At 68.8% G+C, this 24,009-nt stretch carries 22 protein-coding genes; 11 read left to right on the top strand and 11 right to left on the bottom strand.

The genetic code is table 11. The annotated features are described in order from the left end of the window. Nucleotides 1-201 precede the first annotated feature (201 nt). The gene (locus ABFY20_RS05145) at nt 202-723 is read right to left on the bottom strand and encodes a DinB family protein (RefSeq protein ID WP_368498864.1); all 522 of its coding nucleotides are present in this window, start codon (nt 721-723) and stop codon (nt 202-204) included. Between the two features lie 214 nt (nt 724-937). Between ABFY20_RS05145 and ABFY20_RS05140 the strand changes: the two genes are divergently transcribed. After that, nucleotides 938-1,870 carry a hypothetical protein gene (locus ABFY20_RS05140; RefSeq protein ID WP_368498863.1) on the top strand — a complete coding sequence of 311 codons (933 nt, stop codon included), beginning with the start codon at nt 938-940 and terminating at the stop codon, nt 1,868-1,870. Between the two features lie 89 nt (nt 1,871-1,959). Here ABFY20_RS05140 and ABFY20_RS05135 read toward each other — a convergent pair whose 3' ends face one another. The 8 genes from ABFY20_RS05135 to ABFY20_RS05100 form a co-directional block, all read right to left on the bottom strand. Then, complete coding sequence (locus tag ABFY20_RS05135) at nt 1,960-3,252, bottom strand: thymidine phosphorylase (protein ID WP_368498862.1); 1,293 nt, start codon at nt 3,250-3,252, stop codon at nt 1,960-1,962. A gap of 61 nt (nt 3,253-3,313) precedes the next feature. Continuing rightward, nucleotides 3,314-3,757: a cytidine deaminase gene (locus tag ABFY20_RS05130; RefSeq protein ID WP_368498861.1), complete on the bottom strand. Its 444-nt coding sequence runs from the start codon at nt 3,755-3,757 to the stop codon at nt 3,314-3,316. Nucleotides 3,758-3,766: 9 nt separating this feature from the next. Beyond that, nucleotides 3,767-5,110 (bottom strand): ABC transporter permease, encoded by a 1,344-nt coding sequence (locus tag ABFY20_RS05125; RefSeq protein WP_368498860.1) that lies wholly within the window; start codon nt 5,108-5,110, stop codon nt 3,767-3,769. Further along, on the bottom strand, nt 5,107-6,348 hold the full coding sequence (locus ABFY20_RS05120; protein ID WP_368499739.1) for an ABC transporter permease: 1,242 nt from the start codon (nt 6,346-6,348) through the stop codon (nt 5,107-5,109). Before ABFY20_RS05120 ends, ABFY20_RS05125 begins: the two co-directional genes overlap by 4 nt. Nucleotides 6,349-6,386: 38 nt before the next feature. Further along, nucleotides 6,387-7,916 (bottom strand): ABC transporter ATP-binding protein, encoded by a 1,530-nt coding sequence (locus ABFY20_RS05115; RefSeq protein ID WP_368498859.1) that lies wholly within the window; start codon nt 7,914-7,916, stop codon nt 6,387-6,389. A 106-nt stretch (nt 7,917-8,022) separates the two neighbouring features. Then, the gene (locus ABFY20_RS05110; protein ID WP_368498858.1) at nt 8,023-9,105 is read right to left on the bottom strand and encodes a BMP family protein; all 1,083 of its coding nucleotides are present in this window, start codon (nt 9,103-9,105) and stop codon (nt 8,023-8,025) included. Nucleotides 9,106-9,278: 173 nt separating this feature from the next. Next, nucleotides 9,279-10,352 (bottom strand): BMP family protein, encoded by a 1,074-nt coding sequence (locus ABFY20_RS05105; RefSeq protein ID WP_368499738.1) that lies wholly within the window; start codon nt 10,350-10,352, stop codon nt 9,279-9,281. Nucleotides 10,353-10,375: 23 nt separating this feature from the next. Further along, nucleotides 10,376-11,497: a mannose-1-phosphate guanylyltransferase gene (locus tag ABFY20_RS05100; RefSeq protein WP_368498857.1), complete on the bottom strand. Its 1,122-nt coding sequence runs from the start codon at nt 11,495-11,497 to the stop codon at nt 10,376-10,378. A 130-nt stretch (nt 11,498-11,627) separates the two neighbouring features. Here ABFY20_RS05100 and ABFY20_RS05095 point away from each other — a divergent pair, with 130 nt between their 5' ends. From ABFY20_RS05095 to trpS, 8 genes are all read left to right on the top strand, one after another. Further along, on the top strand, nt 11,628-12,782 hold the full coding sequence (locus ABFY20_RS05095; RefSeq protein ID WP_368498856.1) for a glycosyltransferase family 4 protein: 1,155 nt from the start codon (nt 11,628-11,630) through the stop codon (nt 12,780-12,782). A gap of 196 nt (nt 12,783-12,978) precedes the next feature. Beyond that, on the top strand, nt 12,979-13,401 hold the full coding sequence (gene sdhC, locus ABFY20_RS05090) for a succinate dehydrogenase, cytochrome b556 subunit (RefSeq protein ID WP_171705752.1): 423 nt from the start codon (nt 12,979-12,981) through the stop codon (nt 13,399-13,401). Next, complete coding sequence (locus tag ABFY20_RS05085; RefSeq protein ID WP_368498855.1) at nt 13,401-13,853, top strand: succinate dehydrogenase hydrophobic membrane anchor subunit; 453 nt, start codon at nt 13,401-13,403, stop codon at nt 13,851-13,853. The genes sdhC and ABFY20_RS05085 overlap by 1 nt, the downstream gene beginning before the upstream one ends. A 12-nt stretch (nt 13,854-13,865) precedes the next feature. Further along, nucleotides 13,866-15,686 (top strand): succinate dehydrogenase flavoprotein subunit, encoded by a 1,821-nt coding sequence (gene sdhA / locus ABFY20_RS05080; RefSeq protein ID WP_368498854.1) that lies wholly within the window; start codon nt 13,866-13,868, stop codon nt 15,684-15,686. After that, nucleotides 15,686-16,456 carry a succinate dehydrogenase iron-sulfur subunit gene (locus tag ABFY20_RS05075; protein ID WP_171705754.1) on the top strand — a complete coding sequence of 257 codons (771 nt, stop codon included), beginning with the start codon at nt 15,686-15,688 and terminating at the stop codon, nt 16,454-16,456. Before sdhA ends, ABFY20_RS05075 begins: the two co-directional genes overlap by 1 nt. A gap of 185 nt (nt 16,457-16,641) precedes the next feature. Continuing rightward, nucleotides 16,642-17,838 (top strand): YihY/virulence factor BrkB family protein, encoded by a 1,197-nt coding sequence (locus ABFY20_RS05070; protein WP_368498853.1) that lies wholly within the window; start codon nt 16,642-16,644, stop codon nt 17,836-17,838. Nucleotides 17,839-17,888: 50 nt separating this feature from the next. Then, nucleotides 17,889-18,725, top strand: coding sequence for an exodeoxyribonuclease III (locus ABFY20_RS05065; protein ID WP_368498852.1), 837 nt, complete (start codon nt 17,889-17,891; stop codon nt 18,723-18,725). 111 nt (nt 18,726-18,836) lie between these two features. Then, on the top strand, nt 18,837-19,859 hold the full coding sequence (gene trpS, locus ABFY20_RS05060) for a tryptophan--tRNA ligase (protein WP_368498851.1): 1,023 nt from the start codon (nt 18,837-18,839) through the stop codon (nt 19,857-19,859). Between the two features lie 40 nt (nt 19,860-19,899). Here trpS and ABFY20_RS05055 read toward each other — a convergent pair whose 3' ends face one another. After that, nucleotides 19,900-21,045 carry an aromatic acid exporter family protein gene (locus ABFY20_RS05055; RefSeq protein ID WP_368498850.1) on the bottom strand — a complete coding sequence of 382 codons (1,146 nt, stop codon included), beginning with the start codon at nt 21,043-21,045 and terminating at the stop codon, nt 19,900-19,902. 55 nt (nt 21,046-21,100) lie between these two features. Further along, entirely contained in the window at nt 21,101-21,616 is a 516-nt protein-coding gene (locus ABFY20_RS05050) for a GtrA family protein (protein WP_368498849.1), read from the bottom strand. Between the two features lie 149 nt (nt 21,617-21,765). Between ABFY20_RS05050 and ABFY20_RS05045 the strand changes: the two genes are divergently transcribed. Next, nucleotides 21,766-22,524: a polyprenol monophosphomannose synthase gene (locus ABFY20_RS05045; RefSeq protein ID WP_368498848.1), complete on the top strand. Its 759-nt coding sequence runs from the start codon at nt 21,766-21,768 to the stop codon at nt 22,522-22,524. A gap of 373 nt (nt 22,525-22,897) precedes the next feature. Next, nucleotides 22,898-24,007, top strand: coding sequence for a bifunctional diaminohydroxyphosphoribosylaminopyrimidine deaminase/5-amino-6-(5-phosphoribosylamino)uracil reductase RibD (gene ribD / locus ABFY20_RS05040; protein WP_368498847.1), 1,110 nt, complete (start codon nt 22,898-22,900; stop codon nt 24,005-24,007). The last annotated feature ends 2 nt before the right edge of the window (nt 24,008-24,009 follow it).

Raw genomic sequence — 24,009 nt, 5'->3', positions numbered from 1 at the left:
CCCGCGCACCCCGGGCGGAGCGCGCATCCATCAACGTCCCCGCGCACCCAGGGCGGGGCGCGCATCCGTTATGGCGCCCCGCGCGCGACGGCAGTGCAGGCCAGCCGCTGCGCGAGGCGGGCGGATGCGGTCGATCGCCGCACGTCGCGAACGGCGCGCGAACCCGAGATCGCGCCTCCCGCGCGCCCGCCGAGGTGCTCGTCAGTCGCCGTGCACGTCGTGGAGGTGGTGCACGGGGTCGTGGATGACGTAGCGCGCCAGCGTGTCCACGGTGAACGCGGAACCGTCGCTGCGGAAGCCGCGGCGCTCCCACGCATCGGCGGGCACGCTCTCGAGCAGGGCCGCGAGCGCCTCCCCCTCCTCGACGAGCTGTCGGGCGACGACGGCGGGGTCTTGCTCGCCGTAACGATCCTCGACCGCGGTGGCGTCCTGATCCCAATCAGCGAACTCGGGGTCGGTCTCGGCCAGCATCAGCGCGAACCGCTTCTGCGACACCCGGAACACGTCGCGCACATGTGCCCCGTACTCGAGCGCCGACCAGGTGGCGTCGTCGGGCCGCTCCCGCACGCCCGCGCGCTCCAGCACCGCCGGCCACGCCGCCGCGTTCTCGCGCACGAGCCCCGCGACCGCCGACGCCTCAGTCGCCGACGAGTCGAACCCGCACTCCGGGCACTCCCGCTCGAGCACCCACGTCCAGTTCTTCGTATCAGGAACAATCGCCATCCCCCCACGCTAGAACCCCCACCCCTCCCCCTCCACCGCATCCCCGCCACCCACCCCCGACTTCCTGCCACCTCCCCTCCCACCCCAACTTTTTGCGGACAAAGTCCGTCCAAACGTCGTTTCCGACGGACTTTGTCCGCAGGAAAGTGGCAGGCGTGCCAATGGTGTTGTGGATAACTCCGATAGAGGCGTTCGGGAGGCGCAGGATCGACCCATGACACCGTCGCTTGGCGCCCAGCAGTTCCCCGACCGACCGTTCACCGTCGCAGAGGCGCGAGACCATGGCGTGAGCCGTAAACGCCTCGGGGCGCGCGACCTCGCCGCGCCCTTCTGGGGCGTGCGGATGAAGAACGAAGGGGATGCGGCAACTCGCTCTGATCCCGACACTACGCCGGGACGATGCCGGGCCTTCGCCCTCCGGATGCCCGAACACGCGGTGTTCAGTCATGTCACCGCCGCCGAGCTCCACGGGCTCCCGCTGCCGCGCGCACTGCGCAATCTGGCCTCGCTCGACGTGACGGTGCCGGAGGCCGAACGCGCGATCGACGCGAAGGACATCCGCGGCCACTGCCACCGGCTCGACCCAAACGACGTGGAGGTGCTCGCGGGCCTCCGCGTCACCACGGCCGCTCGCACCTGGTGCGACCTGGCCGCCGTGCTCGATCAGGCGGAGCTGGTCGCCGTCGGCGACCGCATCCTCCTCCACGACAAGCCCCGCGCCACCCGCGACGAACTCACCCGGGCAGTGGAAGCGCACGGGCGGCGCTGGGGCGCGCGTCCGCTCCGTGCCGTCCTGCCCCGCCTGAGCGATCGCGCCGAGTCACCGCGTGAGTCGCGTCTGAGGGTGATGATCGTCGACGCGGGCTTCCCCGAGCCCTACGTCAACCCCGAGATCCCCTGCACCTGCGGATCCACTCATCGCATCGACCTCGCGTACCCGGCCCTGCACATCGGCATCGAGTACGACGGCGACCACCACCGCACCGACCAACGGCAATGGCGGAAAGACGTGGCGCGCATCCGTCACCTGGAGGCGCTCGGCTGGTCGATGGCGCGAGTGACGGCGAGCGACCTCGACTCCCCGGCTGCCCTGTTCCGCAGCCTCCGCGACAAGATCGACGAGCGCATCCGCTCACTGACCCGCTGACCCACTTTCGTGCAGACAAAGTCCGTCCGAAACAACTTTCGGACGGACTTTGTCCGCAAGAAAGTTAGGGCGACGGATGCGCGGGCGGGCTACGAGATGCGCTCGGCGACGAGGGGGGCTGCGCCGGGGTACTCCGAGGGGGCGCCGATGTCGTAGGCGCCCTCGAGGGATTCGAAGGCGCGGGCGAAGCGGGAGCCGTCGTCGGCGGAGAGGGTGAACAGGGGCTGGCCCTCCACCACGTGGTCTCCGGGCTTCGCGTGCAGGTCGATGCCGGCGGCGTGCTGCACGGGGTCTTGGGCGCGGGCGCGCCCGGCGCCGAGGCGCCAGGCGGCGATGCCGAAGGCGAGGGCGTCTTGACGCAGCAGCACACCGGAGCGCGGCGCGAGCACCGTCTCGGTCTCGCGCGCCACCGGCAGCGCAGCCGTGGGGTCGCCGCCCTGGGCTCGGATGACGCGGTTCCACGAATCCATGGCCCGCCCGTCGCGCAGCGCCTCGGCCACGTCGGCGTCGGGCTGCCCGGCGAGGCGCAGCATCTCGGCCGCGAGCGCGACGGTCAGCTCGACCACGTCGGCCGGGCCTCCGCCCTGCAGCACCTCCACCGATTCGCGCACCTCGTTGGCGTTGCCGATCGCGAGCCCGAGCGGAACGTTCATGTTCGTCAGCAGGGCCGTGGTGCGCACCCCCGCATCGTTGCCGAGATCGACCATGGTGCGCGCGAGCTCGCGCGACAGGTCGATGTCCTGCATGAAGGCGCCCGAGCCGAACTTCACGTCGAGCACCAGCGATTCGGTGCCCTCGGCGATCTTCTTCGACATGATCGAGGAGGCGATGAGCGGGATGGCCTCCACGGTGCCCGTGATGTCGCGCAGCGCGTAGAGCTTCTTGTCGGCAGGTGCGAGCCCGGAACCCGCCGCGCAGATCACGCCGTTCACCGAGGCGAGCTGGGCGAAGATCTCCTCGTTCGTCAGCGACGCACGCCACCCGGGAATCGATTCGAGCTTGTCGAGGGTGCCGCCGGTGTGCCCGAGTCCGCGCCCCGAGAGCTGCGGCACGGCCACGCCGAACGCGGCGACGAGCGGCATGAGGGGCAGCGTGATCTTGTCGCCCACTCCCCCGGTGGAGTGCTTGTCGACGGTGGGCTTGCCGAGCCCCGAGAAGTCCATCCGCTCCCCCGACGCGATCATCGCGAGCGTGAGGTCGCGGATCTCGTCGCGCGACATCCCGTTCAGCAGGATCGCCATCGCGAGCGCCGCCATCTGCTCGTCGGCGACGTACCCCCGCGTGTAGGCGTCGATCAGCCAGTCGATCTCGGCGGTGCCGAGCACCCCGTGGTCGCGCTTGGTGCGGATGAGGTCGACGACATCGAACTTCTCGGTGGCCATGATGCGGTGGTTCCTTACTTCTCTCAGACGGATGCGCGTCACACGGATGCGCGGCGGCGGCCTAGGAGGCGCCACCCTCCCGGTACTCCACGAGCGTGCGCGGCCCGAAGGCGTCGGGAATGACCTCGTCGATCGTCTTGATGCCCGACACCGTCTCGAGCAGCATCCCTTCGGCGGAGTGCTCGAACAGCAGTTGCCGGCAGCGGCCGCACGGCATGAGCGCGCCGCCGTTGCCGTCGACGCAGGTGAAGGCGACGAGCTTGCCGCCGCCCGTCATCATGAGCGTCGACACGAGCGTGCACTCGGCACACAGCGTCAGCCCGTACGACGCGTTCTCGACGTTGCACCCCGAGATGACCCGCCCGTCGTCGACGATCGCTGCCACCCCCACGGGGAAGTTCGAGTACGGCACGTACGCCTTGGTCATCGCGTCGAGCGCGACGGCGCGCAACGCATCCCAGTCCACGGCTCCGGATGCGGACACCACGTCGACAGAAGAACTCACCACAGCCTCCTAAGACGCGACATACGGTCGACCCGCAGCCGCCGGCCCACGCACCCGGCCCACGAGCCCCGCCACGGCGAAGATCGTCACGACGTAGGGCAGCATGAGCATGAACTCCGACGGCACCGGCGAACCGATGATGCCGAGCACGTTCTGCAAGTTCGACGCGAAGCCGAACAGCAGCGCGGCGAGGGTGGCCCGGATGGGATCCCACCGCCCGAAGATCACCGCGGCCAGGGCGATGTACCCGGCGCCCGCCGTCATCTCCTTGTTGAAGGCACCCACCGAGCCGAGCGTGAAGTACGCACCGCCGAGGCCGGCGATGGCACCCGCGAGCGCCACGTTCCAGAACCGGGTGGCGTTCACCTTGATGCCCACGGTGTCGGCGGCCTGCGGATGCTCGCCCACGGCTCGCACCCGAAGGCCCCACTTGGTCTTGAACAGTCCGTAGAACACCACGGCCACGGCGATGTACATGAGGTACACGACGATCGTCTGCCGGAACAGGGTGGGCCCGATGATCGGGATCTCCGACAGCAGCGGGATGGGGATGCGGTCGAACCGGGTGGGCGAGTTGAGAACCTCGGGGTCGGCCGTGAGCACCTTCGAGTAGAGGAAGGAGGTGAGGCCGGTCACCAGCACGTTGAGCACGACACCGACGATCACCTGGTCGACCAGGTACTTGATCGAGAACGCGGCGAGCACGAACGACACCAGGGTTCCGGCGACCACCGCACCGATGAGCCCCACGAAAGGGTTTCCCGTCACCGAGGCGATGACGGCCGAGGCGAAGGCCCCGGCGAGCAGCTGCCCCTCGATGGCGACGTTCACGACGCCCACCCGCTCGGAGATGACGCCGCCCATGGCACCGAAGATGAGCGGCACCGAGAGCGACACGGTTCCGATGAGGAGACCGGGCACCGGAATGGTCTGCCCCGCCGACGCCCAGGTGAGGAACGCGACGAGGAAGAGCACCGCGAACACCGCGATGAGCCACAGCCGCACCTTGCGCCCGCTCCACACGAGCCAGGCCGAGAGCGCCGCGAGCAGCACGAGCACGATCGAGATGACGATGCCGGTGGCGCGGGTGGGGAGCACGACCTCGGGGAGCTGGATGAGGTCGGAGTCGGTCGACAGCCGGAACGTCGACGACCCGTCGCGACCGAAGGCGATGAACAGGATGATGGCGCCGATCGCGAAGATGCCGAAGGCGATGGGGGCCTTCCAGCTCTTCACCACGACGGTCGCGAGCGACTCTCCCGTCGAATCGGGATGGTTGTGCTCGGTGGGAGGGACCCCACCCGTGGGTGCGAGGTTGTTCGACGCCACGTTGCCGATGCCCGATCCGCTCATTTCGCCACCGCCTCACGGTTCGCAGCCGCGACAGGCATCTTGGGTGCCTTGGGCTTCTTGGGCTTCGCGGGATCCGGCAGGCGGAACACGGTTCGGATGAGCGGCGGGGCCGCGATGAACAGCACGATGAGCGACTGCACGACGAGGACGATGTCGATCGGGATGCCCTGCGAGGCCTGCATGGCGAAACCACCTGCCTTGAACGCACCGAACAGGATGCCGGCGATGAAGATGCCCCACGGCTTCGACCGGCCGAGCAGCGCCACCGTGATGGCGTCGAAGCCGATGCCGGCGTCGATGCCCGAGCTGAAGCCCGTCGTCACCGTGCCGAGCACCTGCGAGACGCCGGCGAGACCCACCAGCGCACCCGAGATGACCATCGCGTACACGTACATGTTCTTCACGTTGATGCCGGCGACACGCGCGGCGTTCGGGTTGATGCCGACGGCACGGAACTTGAAGCCGAGCGAGGAGCGGTTGAGCAGCCACCACACGAACACCGTCGCGAGGATGACCAGCACGAACCCGAAGTGCAGGTTGAACTGCGGGCCGAGCAGGTCGGGGAACACCGCGGTCGCGTCGATGGGCGGCGACTTCGGGTTGTTGGAGCCCGGCGCCTGCAGCACCGGGGTGCGCAGGAGGAACGACACCAGGTAGAACGCGATGTAGTTCAGCATGATCGTGACGATCACCTCGTGCGCGCCGGTGCGTGCCTTGAGGAAACCGGCGATGCCGCCCCAGATGCCACCGCCGACGAGGCCGGCGATGACGGCGAGCACCATGTGCAGCCCCCACGGCAGGTGCAGGGTGAACCCCACCCAGCCCGCACAGGCCGCAGCGATGAGCATCTGGCCGCGACCACCGATGTTGAACATGCCGACACGGAACGCCAGCCCCACACCGAGACCTGCGGCGATGAGCGGTGTGGCGAAGGTGAGCGTCTCGGTGATCGGCTTGATCTGCTGCACGAAGTCGGGCCGGTTCGGGTTGATCACCGCACCCTGGAACAGGGCGACGTAGGCGCCCGAGACGGCCTTCCAGATCTCGGCGAAGGTGTCGCCGGGTCGGGCGAAGAAGTACGCGGAGGCCTTCTGCACGTTCTCGTCGGTGAGGGCGATGAGGATGCCGCCCGCCACCATGGCGAGCACCACGGCGAGGATCGAGATCATCACCGAGCCGCCGATGATCTCGGTGAAGGTCTGGCGCCAGCGCGACGGCGGTTCGACCGCCGGCTGCACCGCGCCCGGGTTCGAGGCGGGCGTGGTGGTGGTGTCGCTCACGCGGCCGTTCCTTCCAGGTCGATACCGGCGGGCACCTCGCCCGCCATCATGAGGCCGAGCACGTCGCGCGGGGTGTCGCCCGGCACGATGCCGACGATGGTGCCCCGGTACATCACCGCGATGCGGTCGGCGAGCGCGACGACCTCGTCGAGCTCGGTCGACACCACGATGACCGGAACGCCCTCGTCGCGGGTGGCGACGATGCGCTTGTGCACGAACTCGATGGAGCCCACGTCGATGCCGCGGGTGGGTTGGGCCGCCATGAACAGGCGCAACTCTCGGGAGAGCTCGCGCGCGAGCACGACCTTCTGCTGGTTTCCGCCGGAGAGGCGGCCCACCGGCGTCTCGATGCCCTGCGAGCGCACGTCGAACTCCTTCGACTTCTCCTCGGCGAAGCCGCGCAGGAACGACAGCTGCAGGCCGCCGGCCTTCACGAACGGCTCGCCGTCGGAGCGGTCGAGCATGAGGTTCTCGGCGATCGTGAACTCGCCCACCAGACCGTCCTCCTTGCGGTCTTCGGGAACGAAGCCGACGCCGGCGTCGAGCACCTTGCTCACGGAGAGGCCTCGCAGCGACTTGCCGTCGAGCGTGATCTCGCCGGTCACCCGCGGCTGGAGGCCCATCAGCGCCTCGGTGAGCTCGGTCTGGCCGTTGCCCTGCACTCCCGCGATGGCGACGATCTCGCCGGCCTTGACGTCGAACGACACGTCGTTCACGACGAGCTGCCCGCGCGGGTCGACCACCGAGAGGTTCGACACGACGAGGGCGGGGGTGCCCGGATGCGCGGGCTCCTTGTGCACGGTGAGCTCGACCGCACGGCCCACCATGAGCGAGGCGAGTTCGGCGTTCGTCGCCGTGGGCGACGCCTCACCGACGACCTTGCCGAGCCGGATGACGGTGATGCGATCGGCGACCTCGCGCACCTCGCGCAGCTTGTGGGTGATGAACACGATCGAGGTGCCCGACTCCTTCAGCTGACGCATGATCTGCATCAGCTCGTCGGTCTCCTGCGGGGTGAGCACCGCGGTGGGCTCGTCGAACACGAGTACGCGGGCGTCGCGGGAGAGGGCCTTGATGATCTCGACCCGCTGCTGCACGCCGACGGGAAGATCGTCGACCAGCGCATCCGGGTCGACGTCGAAGCCGAACCTGTCGCTGATCTCGCGCACCCGCTTGCGGGCGGCCGCGAGGTCGAGCCGGCCGGCGAAACCGGTCTGCTCGTGGCCGAGCATGACGTTCTCGGCGACGGTGAACACCGGGATGAGCATGAAGTGCTGGTGCACCATGCCGATGCCGGCGGCCATGGCGTCTCCGGGGCCGGCGAAGTGCTGGACCACGTCGTCGAGCACGATCTCGCCCTCGTCGGCCTGGTAGAGGCCGTAGAGCACGTTCATGAGGGTGGACTTGCCGGCACCGTTCTCGCCGAGCAGGCAGTGGATCTCACCGGGCTCGACGGTGAGGTCGATGTGATCGTTGGCGGTGAGGGCACCGAATCGCTTCGTGATGCCCCTGAGTTCGAGCTTCATAGCCTCAATCTACCTATTCCACGAGGGAGTCCATTAAGTGAAAGAGGTCGGAGGAACCAGCTGCGCTGGTCCCCCCGACCGTGAGCGTTCCGTGGAACGCGGGGTGTTACGGGGTCGAGGGCGACTCGACCTCGATGGTGCCGTCGATGATGCCGGCCTTGATGTCGTCGAGCTCACCCTGCAGATCGGGCGAGACCTTGCTCTCGAAGTCGTGGAACGGTGCGATGCCCACGCCGTCGTTCTCGAGGGTGCCCACGAACGGGGTGGCGTCGAAGTCGCCCGCGGCGGCCGTGTCGACGACGTCGACCACACCGGCCTTGACGCCCTTCATCACCGAGGTGAGGAAGAGGTCTTTCAGGTCGGTCGCGGTCTCGTAGTTGTCGGAGTCGACACCGATGAGCGCGATCTCCTTGCCGGAGTCGCGGATGGCCTCACCGGCCGAGAGGAAGATCGGCCCACCGACGGGGAGGATGACGTCGGCACCCTGGTCGATGAGACCCTGCGCGGCGGTCTTGGCCTCGACACCGGCGGCGAAGCCACCCGTGAAGACACCGGTCTGGCCCGCGACGTCCCAGCCGATGGCCTTGACGGAGGCGCCCTTCTGCTGGTTGTAGTAGTTGACGCCGTCGACGAAGCCGTCCATGAAGATGGTGACCGACGGGATCTGCATGCCACCGAAGGTGCCGACGGTGCCGCTCTTGGAGTAGCTGGCCGCGGTGTAGCCGGCGAGGAACGCGGCCTGGGCGGTGTCGAAGACGATCGGCTTGACGTTGTCGGCCTCGATCGACGAGTCGTCGATGATCGAGAACTCGACGTCGGGGTTGGCTTCGGCGGCGGCCTTGGTGGCGTCGGCGAGGAGGAAGCCGACCGAGATGATGAGGCTGCAGTTGCCCGCGACCAGCTGGTCGATGTTCGGGCCGAAGTCGGTGTCGGCCGAGCTCTCCACGGTGACGGGCTCGACGCCGAGCTTGTCGGCTGCCTCGACGATGCCCTCGTAGCCGGCCTGGTTGAACGACTTGTCGTCGAAGCCGCCCGAGTCGGAGACCATGCAGGGGATGAAGTCGCTGGATGCCTCGCCCGAGCTGGTGGATGCGGTGTCCGACGGAGCGGATGCGCAACCGGCCAGGAGAGCGGCCACCCCGAGGGTGGCGAAGCCGGCGAGACCCGCGCGGCGCAGTGTGATGCTCAAGTTGTCCTCCAAGATGCCGCCCTGCAAGGTTCGCAGGGGCTGTGTGCGAGCAACGTTACTAAATATGACGCCCCAGGACAGGGGTCATCCGCCATCGGGTCGCAAGCGATACAAAGCCGCGACCACGACGTAATCTGCACGAAATGTCCACGGCCTCACGGTGAAACAGCAGATCAGGGGGCCGACGGCGACTCCACGACGATCTCGCCAGACACGATCCTGGCGTTCAGCTCGTCGAGCTCGGCCGAGAGCTCGGGGGTGACCGAGGAGGCGAGGTCGTGGAAGGGCGCGAGCGCCACTCCCCCGTTCTCCAGCGTGCCGACGAACGGGTCGGAGCTGAAGCTGCCGTCGATGTCGTCGCCGACGATCTCGACCACCGCGTCACCGGTGTTCTTCATCACGCTCGTGAGCACGATCGGCCGGTACTGCGCGGGGAGCGTGTCATAACCGTCGTTGTCGACCCAGATGAGCGAGACGTCGCCGGCCTCGAGTGCCGCGGCGGCGGCCCCCTCCCCGACCTGTCCGGCGACGGGCAGGATGACGTCGGCGCCCTGGTCGATGAACCCCTGGGTCACGGTCTTGCCCTTGTTGATGTCTTCGAAGTCGCCGGTGAAGACGCCGTCCTGAGCCGCCTTGTCCCAGCCCAGTGCGCGCACCGAGGTGCCGTGCGCGGCGTTGTAGGCGGCGACGCCGTCGACGAAGCCGTCCATGAACAAGGTGACGGGCGGCTGGTTGCCGCCGCCGAAGGTGGCGACCGTGCCGGTCTTCGAGGTGCCCGCCGCGAGGTAGCCGGCCAGATACGACGCCTGTGCGGTGTCGAACAGGATCGGTTTCACGTTCGGCGCGGTCACCGACTCGTCGACGATGGCGAAGTGCACGTCGGGATGCGACGCCGCCTCCTCGGTCGTCGCATCGGCGAGCTCGTAGCCCACGGTCAGCACGAAGCCGCAACCGCTGTCGACGGCCTGCGTGACGTTCGGCGCGAGGTCGGTCTCGCCGGTGGAGACGAGCACCTGGGCGTCTATCCCGAACTCGTCCTGAGCGCGCTCGAGGCCCTCCCAGCTGGACTGGTTGAACGAGCGGTCGTCGAGTCCACCGGAGTTCGTCACCATGCGCGCGCAGTAGTCACTGGCCGCACCGGTGGGCTCCGCGGTGTTCGTGGGGGCGTCGGCACAGCCCGCGAGGGCGAGGGCGACGGAACCGACGAGGAGGCCGCCGAGCAATCGGGTGCGTCGCAGGGAGAGCATCATGCGACGAGTCTAGGGCGACTCTAGAGAACGTCTCCCGAACCGCCGGCGCGCAGGGCGTCGACGACCGACTTCACCCGCTGAGCGTGCTCGCTCGTGGTCACGAGCAGCGCATCCGGTGTGTCGACCACGACGATGTCGCTGACGCCGATGAGGCTGATGACGCGCTTCGACTGCGACACCACGATGCCAGAGGAGGAGTCGGCGAGCACCCTGGCGTTCTTGCCGAGGATGGCGAGGTCGGTGCCGCGACCGGCCGAGTGCAGCTTCGCGATGGAGGCGAAGTCGCCCACGTCGTCCCAGTCGAAGTCGCCGGGGATGACCGCGAGGGCGCCAGCCGCGGCGGCGGGCTCGGCGACGGAGTAGTCGATCGCGATCTTCTTGAGGTTCGGCCAGACCTGGTCGACGACCTCTCCGCGCCGCGGGGTGTCCCACGCCTCGGCGAGCTCGAGCACGCCGGCGAGCAGCTGGGGCTCGCTCGCCCCGAGCTGCTCGAGCAGCTTGTCGGCGCGGGTGATGAACATCCCCGCGTTCCAGAGGTAGTTGCCTGCCTCGAGGTAGCTGCGGGCGGTGTCGAGGTCGGGCTTCTCGACGAAGTTCGTCACCTGCAGGGCGCTCGGAGCGCCCTCGATCCGGAGCGGCTGGGCGCAGCGGATGTAGCCGAAGCCGACCGCCGCATCCGTCGGGGTGATGCCGATGGTGGCGATGTAGCCCGCGTCGGCGACCTCGACGGCCTGCGCGACGGCGGCCCGAAAGCGCTCGGGGTTCGTGATGACGTGGTCGGCCGCGAAGGAACCGATGATGACGCCGGGCTCTCGCCGCTCGAGGATGGCGGCGGCCAGGGCGATCGCGGCGGTGGAGTCGCGGGGCTCGCTCTCGAGCACCACGTTGTGGTCGGCGAGGGAGGGCAGCTGCTCCTCGACCGCGGCGCGATGGGCGCGGCCGGTGACGACCATGATGCGCTGCTCGCCCGAGATGGGGGCGAGGCGTTCCCAGGTGTCTCGGAGCAGGCTCTGCCCCGATCCGCTCAGGTCGTGCAGGAACTTCGGCGCGTCGGCGCGGGACAGCGGCCACAGCCGCGACCCGATGCCACCGGCGGGGATGACGCTGTAGAACCGCTGGAGAGCTGAGGGGGAAGTGGTCATGGGGCACAGCCTACCGAGCGCCATCCGACGCTCACCCGAGCGCCACCTGAGCGACACCGGGCGGACACGTGCCCTTCCTACCGTGGGACCGTGGCCGGATGAGGCCGCACGGCGACTGCGGAGGCACGTCATGCGCGTAGCGATCATCAGCGAGAGTTTCCTACCCACCGTCAACGGAGTCACCAACAGCGTCTGCAAGGTGCTCGACCACCTCGCCGACAACGGCCACCAGGCGATCGTCATCGCCCCGCAGGCCGGTTCGCCCTCCCACTACCGCGGCTTCCCGGTGCACCAGGTGCCGGCTGTCGCGTACCGGCAGTTCCCGGTCGGCATCCCGAACGCCCAGGTGGCGCGCATCATCGCCCGCTTCGAACCCGATCTGCTGCACGCCGCATCCCCCTTCCTGCTGGGGGCCCAGGGCATCGCCGCGGCGAACCGGCTCGGCGTGCCCTCCGTCGCGATCTTCCAGACGGATGTCGCGGGCTACGCCAGACGCAACAAGCTCGGAGCCACGGCGAGGCTCGCCTGGCGCGTGGTGAAGTGGGTGCACGACGGCGCCGACCTCACCCTCGCCCCCTCGCAGGTGTCGCTCACCGACCTGCGGAACGCGGGCGTGGAGCGGCTGGGCCTGTGGGGACGCGGCGTCGATCTGCAGCGCTACCACCCCCACAACCGCCTGCGCCCCGGCGCCTCGGCTCTGCACGACCTCCTTTCCGGGCCCGCGCGAGACGACGTGGTCGTCGGCTACGTGGGGCGCGTCGCGCCCGAGAAGGGGCTCGAACGGCTGGCCGCGCTGCGCGGGGTATCGGGCATCCATCTCGCCGTGGTCGGCGACGGCCCCTCCGACGAGCACGTGCGCCGCCTCACCCGCGGCATGCCCGCCACCTTCCTCGGCCGGCTCTCGGGCGAGCAGCTCGCCGACGCCTACGCGAGCTTCGACGTCTTCGTGCATACCGGCACCGAGGAGACCTTCGGCCAGACCCTGCAGGAGGCTCACGCCTCGGGCCTGCCCGTCGTGGCGCCCGCGGCGGGCGGGCCGATCGACCTCGTCGACCACGGGGTGAACGGCTTGCTCTTCGACCCCGCCGACGTCTCCGACTTCCGCCGCCACGTCGCGAACCTCGCCGCCGACACGGCGCTCCGGATGCGCATGGGCGAGGCCGGCAGGCGCGCGGTGCTGGGCAGGTCGTGGCAGACGATCTGCGACGAGCTGCTCGGCCACTACGCCGCCGTTATGGCACGCCGGAGTGCGCGTCAGCGCACTCCGGTCGGCTCACACGCCTGAATACAACGGGGAATGCAGAAGGCGTCCCGCCTTGTGATGGCGCGCATCCGCGCCACGACGGGCCTGTATACAAATTAGGACGACCTTAGAAGCCGATCGGGCGATCTGGGCGTAGACTGACGGAGGTCGTAGATCGGGTTCGCACCATTCGCAGTGTGGGCGGTCACGAACTCATTGAAGCCAAGGAGGGTTGTTCATGCCTGAGAACTCGGCAGGGACGATGACGCCGAGGCGGCCCGCTGGCACCCTCTACCGCGGCCGTGAAGGCATGTGGTCGTGGGTGCTGCACCGCATCACCGGCGTCGCGATTTTCTTCTTCCTCCTCGTGCACGTGCTCGACACCGCGATGGTGCGAGTGGCGCCCGAGGCCTACAACGCGGTCATCTCGACCTACCAGAACCCGATCATGGGGCTCGGCGAGACGGCGCTGGTCGCCGCCATCGTGTTCCATGCCTTCAACGGCATCCGCATCATCCTCATCGACCTCTGGTCGAAGGGCGCGAAGTACCAGCGGGTGATGTTCTGGGTCGTCATCGGCGTCTGGGCGGTGACCATGCTCGGCTTCGCGCCGCGTCACCTCATCAACGTCTTCAGCCACATCCCGGGAGCTGGTCACTGATGGCGATCTCGATCGAATCCCCCCGCGCCCCGCACACCGTCCGCCGCCGCAGCGGCGTGAACTGGGAGAAGTGGGGCTGGATCTACATGCGCGCCTCCGGCGTCGTGCTCCTCATCCTCATCTTCGGCCACCTGTTCGTGAACCTCATGGTCGGCGACGGCATCAAGGCCATCGACTTCGCCTTCGTCGGCGGCAAGTGGAGCGACCCGTTCTGGCAGGTCTGGGACGTGCTGATGCTCTGGCTCGCCATGATCCACGGCGGCAACGGCATGCGCACCATCGTCAACGACTACGCGACGAAGGCGCTCACCCGCAAGATCCTGCTGGGCGGCATCCTCGTGGCCGTCGTGGCGATGATCGTGCTGGGAACCCTGGTGGTCTTCACCTTCGATCCCTGCCCCGCGGGCTCGCCGGCCGATCTGCTGCCGTCGTTCTGCCCGGTCAACCAGTAGTCCCCCTAAGACGTGAGTGAATTCGTGAGCCAGTCCTTCCAGTTCGAAGACGGCGCCGTGATCGACGGCGTGCACTACCACCAGTTCGACATCGTCATCGTCGGCGCCGGCGGCGCCGGCATGCGCGCGGCCATCGAGGCCGGGCCGAAGGCGAAGACGGCTGTCATCTCGAAGCTCTACCCCACCCGCTCCCACACGGGTGCGGCGCAGGGCGGCATGGCGGCTGCGCTCGCCAACGTCGAAGAGGACAACTGGGAGTGGCACACCTTCGACACGGTGAAGGGCGGTGACTACCTCGTCGACCAGGATGCCGCCGAGATCCTCGCCAAGGAGGCCATCGACGCGGTCATCGACCTCGAGAACATGGGTCTGCCGTTCAACCGCACGCCCGAGGGCAAGATCGACCAGCGCCGCTTCGGCGGTCACACCCGCGACCACGGCAAGGCGCCCGTGCGCCGGGCCTGCTACGCGGCCGACCGCACCGGCCACATGATCCTTCAGACGCTGTTCCAGAACTGCGTGAAGCTCGGCATCAACTTCTTCAACGAGTACTACGCGCTCGACCTCGTCATGACGGAGGTCGACGGGGTCTCCAAGCCCAGCGGAGTCGTGGCCTACGAGCTGGCGACCGGCGAGATCCACGTCTTCCAGGCCAAGGCCATCATCTTCGCCACCGGCGGCTTCGGCAAGATCTACAAGACCACCTCGAACGCCCACACCCTCACCGGTGACGGCGTGGGCATCATCTGGCGCAAGGGCCTGCCTCTGGAAGACATGGAGTTCTTCCAGTTCCACCCCACCGGCCTCGCCGGCCTCGGCATCCTCCTCACCGAGGGTGCGCGCGGTGAGGGTGCGATCCTCCGCAACGCCTCGGGCGAGCGCTTCATGGAGCGCTACGCCCCCACCATCAAAGACCTGGCGCCCCGCGACATCGTCGCCCGGTGCATGGTGCAGGAGGTGGCCGAGGGCCGCGGCGCCGGGCCGCACAAAGACTACGTGCTGCTCGACTGCACCCACCTCGGTGCGGAGGTGCTCGAGACCAAGCTCCCCGACATCACCGAGTTCGCCCGCACCTACCTCGGCGTCGACCCGGTGGTCGAGCCGGTGCCCGTGATGCCGACGGCCCACTACGCGATGGGCGGCATCCCCACCAACATCAAGGCCGAGGTGCTCTCCGACAACGACACCGTCGTGCCCGGCCTCTACGCCGCCGGCGAGTGCGCCTGCGTGTCGGTGCACGGCTCCAACCGCCTCGGCACCAACTCGCTGCTCGACATCAACGTGTTCGGCAAGCGCTCGGGCAACAACGCCGCCGAGTACGTGCAGACCGTCGACTTCACGCCGCTGCCGCCGAACCCGGCCGGTGCCATCATCGACCTCGTGGCGTCGCTGCGAGCGGGAACCGGCACCGAGCGCATCGCCGCCATCCGCAAAGAGCTGCAGGACGAGATGGACAAGAACGCCCAAGTGTTCCGCACCGACGAGTCGCTCGCGGCGGTCACCGAGACCATCCACACCCTGCGCCAGCGCTACAAGAACATCCAGGTGCAGGACAAGGGCAAGCGGTTCAACACCGACCTCCTCGAGGCGATCGAGCTCGGCTTCCTGCTCGACCTCGCCGAGGTCGTCGTGTTCTCGGCCCGCAATCGCGAGGAGTCGCGCGGTGGCCACATGCGCGACGACTTCCCGAAGCGCGACGACGACAAGTTCATGAAGCACACCATGGCGTACCTGTCGGGAGACCCGCACTCCGCCGACGCCGCCGACCACATCCGGCTCGACTGGAAGCCCGTCGTCGTGACGCGCTACCAGCCGATGGAGAGGAAGTACTGATGTCCCTGGTTCTTGACGAGGCCCCCGCGGGCGGACCAGCACCCGAGGCCCCCATCCAGTCGTTCACCGTCACGCTCATCATCCGCCGTTTCGACCCCGACGTCGACGACGAGCCGCGCTGGCAGGACTTCGACGTGCAGCTGTACGCGACCGACCGCATCCTCGACGCCCTGCACAAGATCAAGTGGGAGCAGGACGGCTCGCTCACCTTCCGCCGCTCCTGCGCCCACGGCATCTGCGGGTCGGATGCGATGCGCATCAACGGCCGCAACCGCCTGGCCTGCAAGACGCTCATCAAAGACCTCGACATCACGAAGCCCATCTACGTGGAGGCCATCAAGGGCCTGCCGCTCGAGAAAGACCTCGTCGTCGACATGGAGCCGTTCTTCGCGTCCTTCCGTGAGGTGCAGCCCTTCCTGCAGTCGAACACCGCTCCACCCAAAGACAAGGAGCGCGTGCAGTCGGTGGCCGACCGCGCCCGCTTCGACGACACCACGAAGTGCATCCTGTGCGCCGCGTGCACCTCGTCGTGCCCCGTGTTCTGGACCGACGGGCAGTACTTCGGCCCCGCCGCCATCGTGAACGCGCACCGCTTCATCTTCGACTCGCGCGACGAGGCGGCGTCGACACGCCTCGACATCCTCAACGACAAGGAGGGCGTGTGGCGCTGCCGCACGACCTTCAACTGCACCGACGCGTGCCCCCGCGGCATCCAGGTCACCCAGGCGATCGCCGAGGTGAAGCAGGCCATCATGCGCGGCAAGCCCTAGCCCGGCGGCGTCTTCTCGCGAAACGACGGAGCCTCAGCCCTTCAGGTGGCTGAGGCTCCGTCGTTTCGCCGTATCGGCCTGAGACCTTCGTCGTTCGTTCGCGCCGACGGGAGCGTGCGGCCTCGGCGGGATGAACCTGCCGCCGGCCCGGTGGCGGGAGGGCTGGACAGTGGCAGGGTGGGAGGATGAGCGAGGCGAAGGGCAGCGGCGGGAACTCGGCGGTGAAAGACGACGAGGCGACGACGGAGATGTCGAGCACGGGTCGACCCTCGATCGACGTCGACGAGAAGAACACCGCGGAGCCGCCGAAGACCGGCATCCAGGCGCTCATCGCCAAGGTGATGGCGCTGCGCCCGGTGCGCGTCTTCCTGCGCTTCGGCTCCAGCGGCGGCGAGATCATGGCCTCGGGCATGTCGTTCCAGGCCGTGTTCGCGGTGTTCGCCGGCATCTGGGTGGGCTTCTCCATCTTCGGCATCGTGCTGGCGTCGAACCCCGCCGTGCTGGATGCGGTCGTCGCCCAGCTCTCCAACGCCATCCCCGGACTCATCGGCGACCAGGGCGCCATCGACCCCGAGGCGCTCAGCCAAGCACGCATCTTCGGCTGGACGGGCGCGATCGCCCTCGTCGGTCTGGTGATGACCGCGATCGGCTGGTTGGCGTCGACGCGCGACTCCATCCGTCGCCTGTTCAAGCTCGACCCGCCCACGACGAACGTCGTGCTGCTGAAGCTCAAGGACTTCGGTCTCGCCCTCGGCTTCGGGATCGCCATCGTGCTCTCCTCCGTCGTCAGCCTCGTGAGCAACCAGGGCCTGTCGTTCGCGTTCGAGCTCGTCGGCATCGACACCGAGTCGCCCTTCGCCCTGTTCGTGGCGTGGCTCGTCGGCGTGCTCATCGTGTTCGCATTCGACAGCTTCGTGCTCGCCATCGCGTTCCGGGTGCTCTCCGGGGTGAAGATCCCGCTGCGCCGGCTCATCGCCGGGGCCGTCATCGGCGGGGCGGCGCTCGGTGTGCTGAAGATCCTCGGCACGCAGCTGCTCGGCGGGGCCACCTCGAACCCCCTGCTGGCGTCGTTCGCCGTGATCATCGGCATCATGATCTTCCTCAACCTGGTGTGCCGCGTCATCCTCATCTCGGCCACCTGGATCGCCGTCGGCATGGACGACGCCGGCCTCGACCCGCGCTCGCTCAGCCCTGAGCAGCTCGAGACCGACCGCAGGCAGCGGGTGGCGGATGCACGCGACACGATCGTGCAGGCCGAGCGTGAGCGGCTCCAGGAGCAGCTCGACGCCTCGCACGGGCTCGCCCGCCGGCGCGTGCGCAAGAAGCTCGAACGCCTCGACCGTCTCGACGCCGCCGACGCCGTGCGCCTGAAGAAGCGCTGACGACGCCCTCCCCGCCCTCCGGTGTCGGAGGCCGACGCTAGGCTTGCTCCATGCCTTCGAAGCCCCTCAGACTCGCCTCGGTGAACGTGAACGGCGTGCGCGCCGCCTTCCGCAACGGCATGGGCGCGTGGCTCGACGGGCGTGACGTCGACATCCTGGCCCTGCAAGAGGTGCGCGCCGCCACCGAAGACCTTGAGAACCTGCTCGGGCCCGAGTGGAACATCCTCCACGACCCGGCCACCGCGAAGGGCCGGGCCGGCGTGGCGATCGCGAGCCGCGACAAAGCGACGATCCACCGGGTGACCTTCGGCCCCGACGAGTTCGACAGCGCCGGCCGCTGGCTCGAGGCCGACTTCGAATGGGGCGAGACCATCGTCACCGTCGTGTCGGCCTACGTGCACTCGGGCGAAGCCGACACCCCGAAGCAGGTGGAGAAGTACAAGTTCCTCGACGGCATGCTCGAACGCCTGCCGAAGCTGCACGAGCACAACGCGCTGGCCGTCGTGGTGGGCGACCTCAACGTCGGTCACCGCACCCTCGACATCCGCAACTGGAAGGGCAACGTCAAGCGAGCCGGCTTCCTGCCCGACGAGCGCGCCTACTTCGACCGCTTCCTGGGCGCCGAGGGCGACGAGGGGTACAACGCCGGCGCCGGGCTCGGCTGGGTCGACCTCGGCCGGCGCTTCGCCGGCGAGGTCGACGGGCCCTACACCTGGTGGTCGCAGCGCGGGCGCGCCTTCGACAACGACACCGGCTGGCGCATCGACTACCAGCTCGCGACCTCCGAGCTCGCGGCCAAGGCCGTCGCCTACGACGTCGACCGGGCGCCCACCCACGCCGAGCGCTGGAGCGACCATGCTCCCGTCGTCGTCGACTACGCGCTCTGACGACCACCCCCGCGCCACCGGCACCGACCGGGTGAGCGGCGCTCGGCCGTGTCGGCCCCGCCCTCGCCTCCCCCAGACCCCGCACCACCTCACGAACCCAGGCAGACCATCATGACCTCCGCTCCCGCATCCAAGCCCCGCCTGCTCTCGGGCATGCAGCCCTCGGCCGACTCGCTGCACCTCGGCAACTACATCGGCGCGCTGATGAGCTGGAAGGAGCTGCAGCAGACTCACGACGCCTTCTTCTTCCTCGCCGACCTGCACGCCATCACGGTGCACCAGGAGCCCGAGGCGCTGCGCGCGAACTCGCGCCGCACCGCCGCCCAGTACATCGCCGCGGGCATCGATCCGTCGGCGTCGACGCTGTTCGTGCAGTCGCACGTTCCGGCGCACGCCGAGCTCGCCTGGGTGCTCAACACCCTCACCGGCTTCGGTGAGGCGGCGCGGATGACGCAGTTCAAAGACAAGGCGGCCAAGCAGGGCCAGGAGGCGGCCTCAGTGGGGCTGTTCACCTATCCGATCCTGCAGGCGGGCGACATCCTGCTCTATCAGGCCGTCGATGTTCCGGTGGGCGAAGACCAGCGGCAGCACATCGAGCTCACCCGCGATCTCGCGACGCGCTTCAACTCGCGTTACGGCGACACGTTCACGGTGCCGAAGCCGTACATCCTGAAAGACACGGCCAAGATCTTCGACCTGCAGAACCCGACGGCCAAGATGTCGAAGTCGTCGGAGTCGCCCGCGGGGCTGATCTGGCTGCTCGACGAGCCCAAGGTCACGGAGAAGAAGATCATGCGAGCCGTCACCGACGCCGACGGCGAGGTGCGGTTCGATCGGGAGGCCAAGCCGGGGCTCGCGAACCTGCTCACGGTCTTCGCCATCCTGAGCGGCCGCACCGTCGACTCGGTGGTGGAGGAGTTCGCGGGCGGCGGCTACGGCACGCTCAAGAAGGCGCTGGCGGCGCTCGTCGTCGAGACCGTCGGGCCCATCCGCACGCGCACGCTCGAGTTGCTCGACGACCCCGCCGAGCTCGACCGCATCCTCGCTGTGAACGCCGACCGCGCCGAGGCGGTGGCCCAGGCCACTCTCGACACCGTCTACGACCGGGTCGGGTTCCTCCCCCGCCGCCGCTGACGCCTTCCGGTACGTGACCGCCCGCGCCGCGCTCCGCGGCTCAGCGCGCGTGCGGGTCGTCGATCGCCCCCACGATCTCCTCGCGCACGCGGCGGAGGTCTTCGAGCAGCGAGCCGATGAGGATCCAGTGGGCCGAGTCGGGTGTGAGCGCTGCGACGGGCGAGGTGAGCAGCGGCTCCTCGTGCCCGAGCACCTCCGCCTCGCCGGTGGGCAGGTCGGCGTGCACCATCACGAGCCGAAGGTCGTGCGCAGCACGACGCAGTTCTTCGGCGATGGCTCCGGTCATCGGCTCGCGGTGCAGCGAGTCGTCGAAGTGGTCGTTGAGCGCCCTGGCCATGCCGAGCACCCGGGTGACGACGACCGCCAGTCTCTCCTGCAACGCCCGATCGCCGGCGATCTGCTCACGCTGCCCGTTGCGTCGCGGGTTGAACCGCAGGCTCTCCTCCGCGGCGTCGATCGCCGCCTGCGCCTTGTACTGCATCGGGCGCAGGAGCCGAGCCTCCACCAGCACCTGGGTGCGGAAGGCGACGTCGGTGGGCGAGCTCAGCACCACGGCGAGACCCTCCATCGTCGCCGCGACCTCACGGCCGAGGGCAGCGACCGCGTCGTGCGCCGGCTGCAGGGCGACCGGCGGCACGATGAGCCAGTTGATGATCACCCCGATGACGCAGCCGATGATCGTCTCGATGATGCGGGCCGTGGCATACCCCGGCGTCGCGGCTCCGATCGAGAGCACGAGCATGGCGCTGATCGGAATCTGCACCGTCGACGACGCCGGGAAGCGCAACACCCAGCCGAGCAGCAGCGACACGACGATCGCGACCAGGATGAGCCAGCTCGGCGCTCCGAACACGAGCGCGGCGACGTAGGCCACGACGACCCCGACGATCACGCCGATCGATCGCTCCACCGCCCGGCTGAGCGACTGGTTGACGCTCGGTTGCACCACGAGGATGGCGGCGATGGGCCCGAAGATCGGCGCCTCCCCCGGCACCACGAGCGACCCCACGAGCCAGGCGAGCACCGCGGCGACAGCCGACTTCAACACCTGCAGCAGCGGCGTGCGCGTGGCGGTGCGGAACGACCGCGCCGGCCGCATCAGGGCGCCGGTGAGCCTCACCCACCGTGACCGAGCATCCGGACGCCCCACCGCATCCGTTCGCTGCCCGTCACCCGATGTGCTCACGACTCCAGGCTAGACCGCCGGGCGCTCGGCGCACCGGCGTCGTGCCGCCCGTGGCTCAGGGAACGGGCGTCGACTTCTCGGCCCCCGCGACACCCTGGGGTGCGGCGGGCACGCGCACGCGGTGCTCGCCGAACACCCACACCCGGTAGAGCACGAAGCGGAAGGCGGCGCCGAGCGCCAGCCCGATGACGTTGCCCGAGATGTTGTCGGCAAGCACCGAGGTGAAGCCGAGCACGTAGTGGGAGAACCACAGGCAGGCGAGCCCGATGCCCATGCCCACGATGCTCACCGCGAAGAACTCGACGCTCTCGCGCAGCACGTCGGCGCGGCGGCGGTCACGGAAGGTCCAGAACCGGTTGCCGAGCCAATTGACGAGAATGGCGAGCGTCGTCGAGATGAGCTTCGCGATGACAGGGCCGCCGTGCATGACCGACGGATCCATGATGGTCAGGCGCAGCAGGTTGAACACCCCGAAATCGACGACGAACCCGAGACCGCCCACCAGCCCGAATCGGATGAATTCGCTTGCTAGAATGCGGAGTCGCGTGCGCGCGGGGGAAGCTTTGCTCATGGATGGGCTGCCGTTTCTGACGGGCTGTAGTGAGTAGAACAGACTGAGTATTTCAGGCGAATGCTGAGCCTACGTGGTGAGAATGAACAGAAGGCGTCGATACGCTTTCGCTCGCGGAAGACCGCGATTGACGAGTGAACGAGGAAACAGTGGCAAAGACCGTCGTGGTGATCCCCACCTACAACGAGATCGGGTCGATCTCCGGGGTGACCGAACGCATCCTGAAGACGGTGCCCGAGGCCAACGTCCTCATCGTCGACGACAACTCCCCCGACGGCACCGGCCGGCTCGCCGACCGCATGTCTGCTGACGACCCCCGAATCCACGTGCTTCATCGTACCGAGAAGAACGGGCTGGGGGCCGCCTACGCCGCGGGCTTCGCCTGGGCGCTCGACCGCGACTACGACTACATCGTCGAGATGGATGCCGACGGCTCCCACCAGCCCGAGGAGCTCCCCCGCCTCATCGCCCTGCTCGAGGCGGGCTGCGACATGGGCATCGGTACCCGGTGGATTCCGGGCGGCGTCATCAAGAACTGGCCCGCCTACCGCAAGCTCATCTCGCGCGCGGGAACGGCCTATGCACGCATCCTGTTGAACTCCAAGTTGCACGACCTGACCAGCGGGTATCGCGGCTTCCGCGCCGAGTCGCTCCGCACCATCGACTTCAGCACCGTGAACTCGCAGGGGTACTGCTTCCAGATCGAGCTCGCCTGGCTGTTCGAGCGCAGCCGCGGAAAGATCGGCGAGTTCCCCATCACCTTCGTCGAGCGCGAGGAGGGCGTGTCGAAGATGTCGACCGGCATCGTGGTGGAGGCGCTCGCCAAGGTCACCGGCTGGGGGCTGTCGAGCGTCATCGGCCGCGCCCCGGAGCGCCTGGCCCTCCCGACGGCCGGCACCGCGCGCTAGACCCCGCCGCTCGGCGCACCCGGTGGCGGTTCAGAATCGCAAACGACACGCGATACGAGCTGCATACCGGCGCGGTCGGCACGACGTTTGCGCTTCTGAACCGCCCTCGCGCACCAGAGTTGAGGTATAACAGAAGAAGTAACGTGCTCCGGGGTCAGTGAGATTCTGAACCGGCGGTGACAGTCCGCGAGCCGAGACCCGCTTTCGAGCGGGACGAGGTTGATCTGGTGCAATTCCAGAACCGACGGTAATGGCGATGTCGAACGACATCTCCTCAGTCCGGATGGGAGGATGCACGGACGGTTTCCGCGTTCGCGGGAGCCGTCGGCGTTCATCGAGCGCACCCCGGAGACCGTCGAGAGACGAGGACCGGATGACCGCTGTGCTGACCGAGCGCGATGCGATGACCCGCGCCCTCGAGCTCGCACTGCTCGGCCCCCGCACGGGCGTGAACCCGCAGGTCGGGTGTGTGCTCCTCTCCCCCTCCGGCGAGCTGCTCGCCGAGGGCTGGCACCGCGGCGCAGGCACCCCTCACGCGGAGGTGGCCGCACTCTCCTCTCTCGCCGACCCTGCAGCTGCGACCGGCGCCACAGCGGTCGTCTCTCTCGAACCCTGCAACCACCACGGCCGCACCGGCCCCTGCAGCACCGCCCTCATCGAGGCCGGCGTGTCGCGGGTCGTGTACGCCGTCGCCGACCCGGGAGGCGCCTCGAGCGGCGGAACAGAGCGGATGCGCGCCGCCGGCCTCGAGGTCGAGGGCGGCCTGGGCGCGGCCGAGGTGGAGCAGGCGATCCGCCCCTGGCTCACCGCCACCCGGCTCGGCAGACCCTTCGTGACGGTGAAGTGGGCGTCGAGTCTCGACGGTCGCGCCGCGGCGGCCGACGGGAGCAGCCAGTGGATCACCGGCACCGAGGCCCGCGCCGACGTGCACCGGCGTCGCGCCGAGCACGACGTGATCGTCGTCGGCACCGGCACCCTGCTCGCCGACGACCCCGCCCTCACCGCCCGCGGTGACGAGGGACTGCTCCCCAGTCAGCCCGCCCCCGTGGTGCTGGGGTCTCGGGAGGTGCCGGCCGATGCCCGGGTGCGCGAGCATCCGCTGCCCCTTCGCCAGTTCGACGGCAGCGACCTCGAGCTCACCCTCGGCGCCCTGTTCGCCGACGAGGTGCGCACGGTCTTCGTCGAGGGCGGGCCCACCCTCGCCAGCGCGTTCATCGCCGCAGGTCTCGCCGACGAGCTCCTCGTCTACCTCGCACCCACCCTGCTCGGCGGCCCGCGCACCGCGCTCACCGATCTCGGGGTCGCCGACATCGGAGCCCAGCGGCGCCTGACGCTCGACTGCGTGGAGCGACTCGGCGACGACCTCCTGGTCGTCGCCCGCCCGGCCACCGCCCCCGAACCCCCGTCTCCAGGCGTTCACCTCGGCACCGACGCCGAGGCACGCCCCCTCGACCCACCCTTCCCCCTCAGCACCAAGGAGTAACC

The organism is Herbiconiux sp. A18JL235, assembly GCF_040939305.1.
Lineage (GTDB): Bacteria > Actinomycetota > Actinomycetes > Actinomycetales > Microbacteriaceae > Herbiconiux.
Note: the sequence above shows the minus strand (reverse complement) of the source record. Positions and strands in the feature narration are given on the sequence as shown.

What these genes read in the sequence shown, in the direction of transcription:
- ABFY20_RS05145 (WP_368498864.1), bottom strand. Translation starts at nt 723, where the DNA reads ATGGCGATTGTTCCTGATACGAAGAACTGGACGTGGGTGCTCGAGCGG.
- ABFY20_RS05140 (WP_368498863.1), top strand. Translation starts at nt 938, where the DNA reads ATGACACCGTCGCTTGGCGCCCAGCAGTTCCCCGACCGACCGTTCACC.
- ABFY20_RS05135 (WP_368498862.1), bottom strand. Translation starts at nt 3,252, where the DNA reads ATGGCCACCGAGAAGTTCGATGTCGTCGACCTCATCCGCACCAAGCGC.
- ABFY20_RS05125 (WP_368498860.1), bottom strand. Translation starts at nt 5,110, where the DNA reads ATGAGCGGATCGGGCATCGGCAACGTGGCGTCGAACAACCTCGCACCC.
- ABFY20_RS05115 (WP_368498859.1), bottom strand. Translation starts at nt 7,916, where the DNA reads ATGAAGCTCGAACTCAGGGGCATCACGAAGCGATTCGGTGCCCTCACC.
- ABFY20_RS05105 (WP_368499738.1), bottom strand. Translation starts at nt 10,352, where the DNA reads ATGCTCTCCCTGCGACGCACCCGATTGCTCGGCGGCCTCCTCGTCGGT.
- ABFY20_RS05100 (WP_368498857.1), bottom strand. Translation starts at nt 11,497, where the DNA reads ATGACCACTTCCCCCTCAGCTCTCCAGCGGTTCTACAGCGTCATCCCC.
- ABFY20_RS05095 (WP_368498856.1), top strand. Translation starts at nt 11,628, where the DNA reads ATGCGCGTAGCGATCATCAGCGAGAGTTTCCTACCCACCGTCAACGGA.
- sdhC (WP_171705752.1), top strand. Translation starts at nt 12,979, where the DNA reads ATGCCTGAGAACTCGGCAGGGACGATGACGCCGAGGCGGCCCGCTGGC.
- ABFY20_RS05085 (WP_368498855.1), top strand. Translation starts at nt 13,401, where the DNA reads ATGGCGATCTCGATCGAATCCCCCCGCGCCCCGCACACCGTCCGCCGC.
- ABFY20_RS05075 (WP_171705754.1), top strand. Translation starts at nt 15,686, where the DNA reads ATGTCCCTGGTTCTTGACGAGGCCCCCGCGGGCGGACCAGCACCCGAG.
- ABFY20_RS05070 (WP_368498853.1), top strand. Translation starts at nt 16,642, where the DNA reads ATGAGCGAGGCGAAGGGCAGCGGCGGGAACTCGGCGGTGAAAGACGAC.
- ABFY20_RS05065 (WP_368498852.1), top strand. Translation starts at nt 17,889, where the DNA reads ATGCCTTCGAAGCCCCTCAGACTCGCCTCGGTGAACGTGAACGGCGTG.
- trpS (WP_368498851.1), top strand. Translation starts at nt 18,837, where the DNA reads ATGACCTCCGCTCCCGCATCCAAGCCCCGCCTGCTCTCGGGCATGCAG.
- ABFY20_RS05050 (WP_368498849.1), bottom strand. Translation starts at nt 21,616, where the DNA reads ATGAGCAAAGCTTCCCCCGCGCGCACGCGACTCCGCATTCTAGCAAGC.
- ribD (WP_368498847.1), top strand. Translation starts at nt 22,898, where the DNA reads ATGACCGCTGTGCTGACCGAGCGCGATGCGATGACCCGCGCCCTCGAG.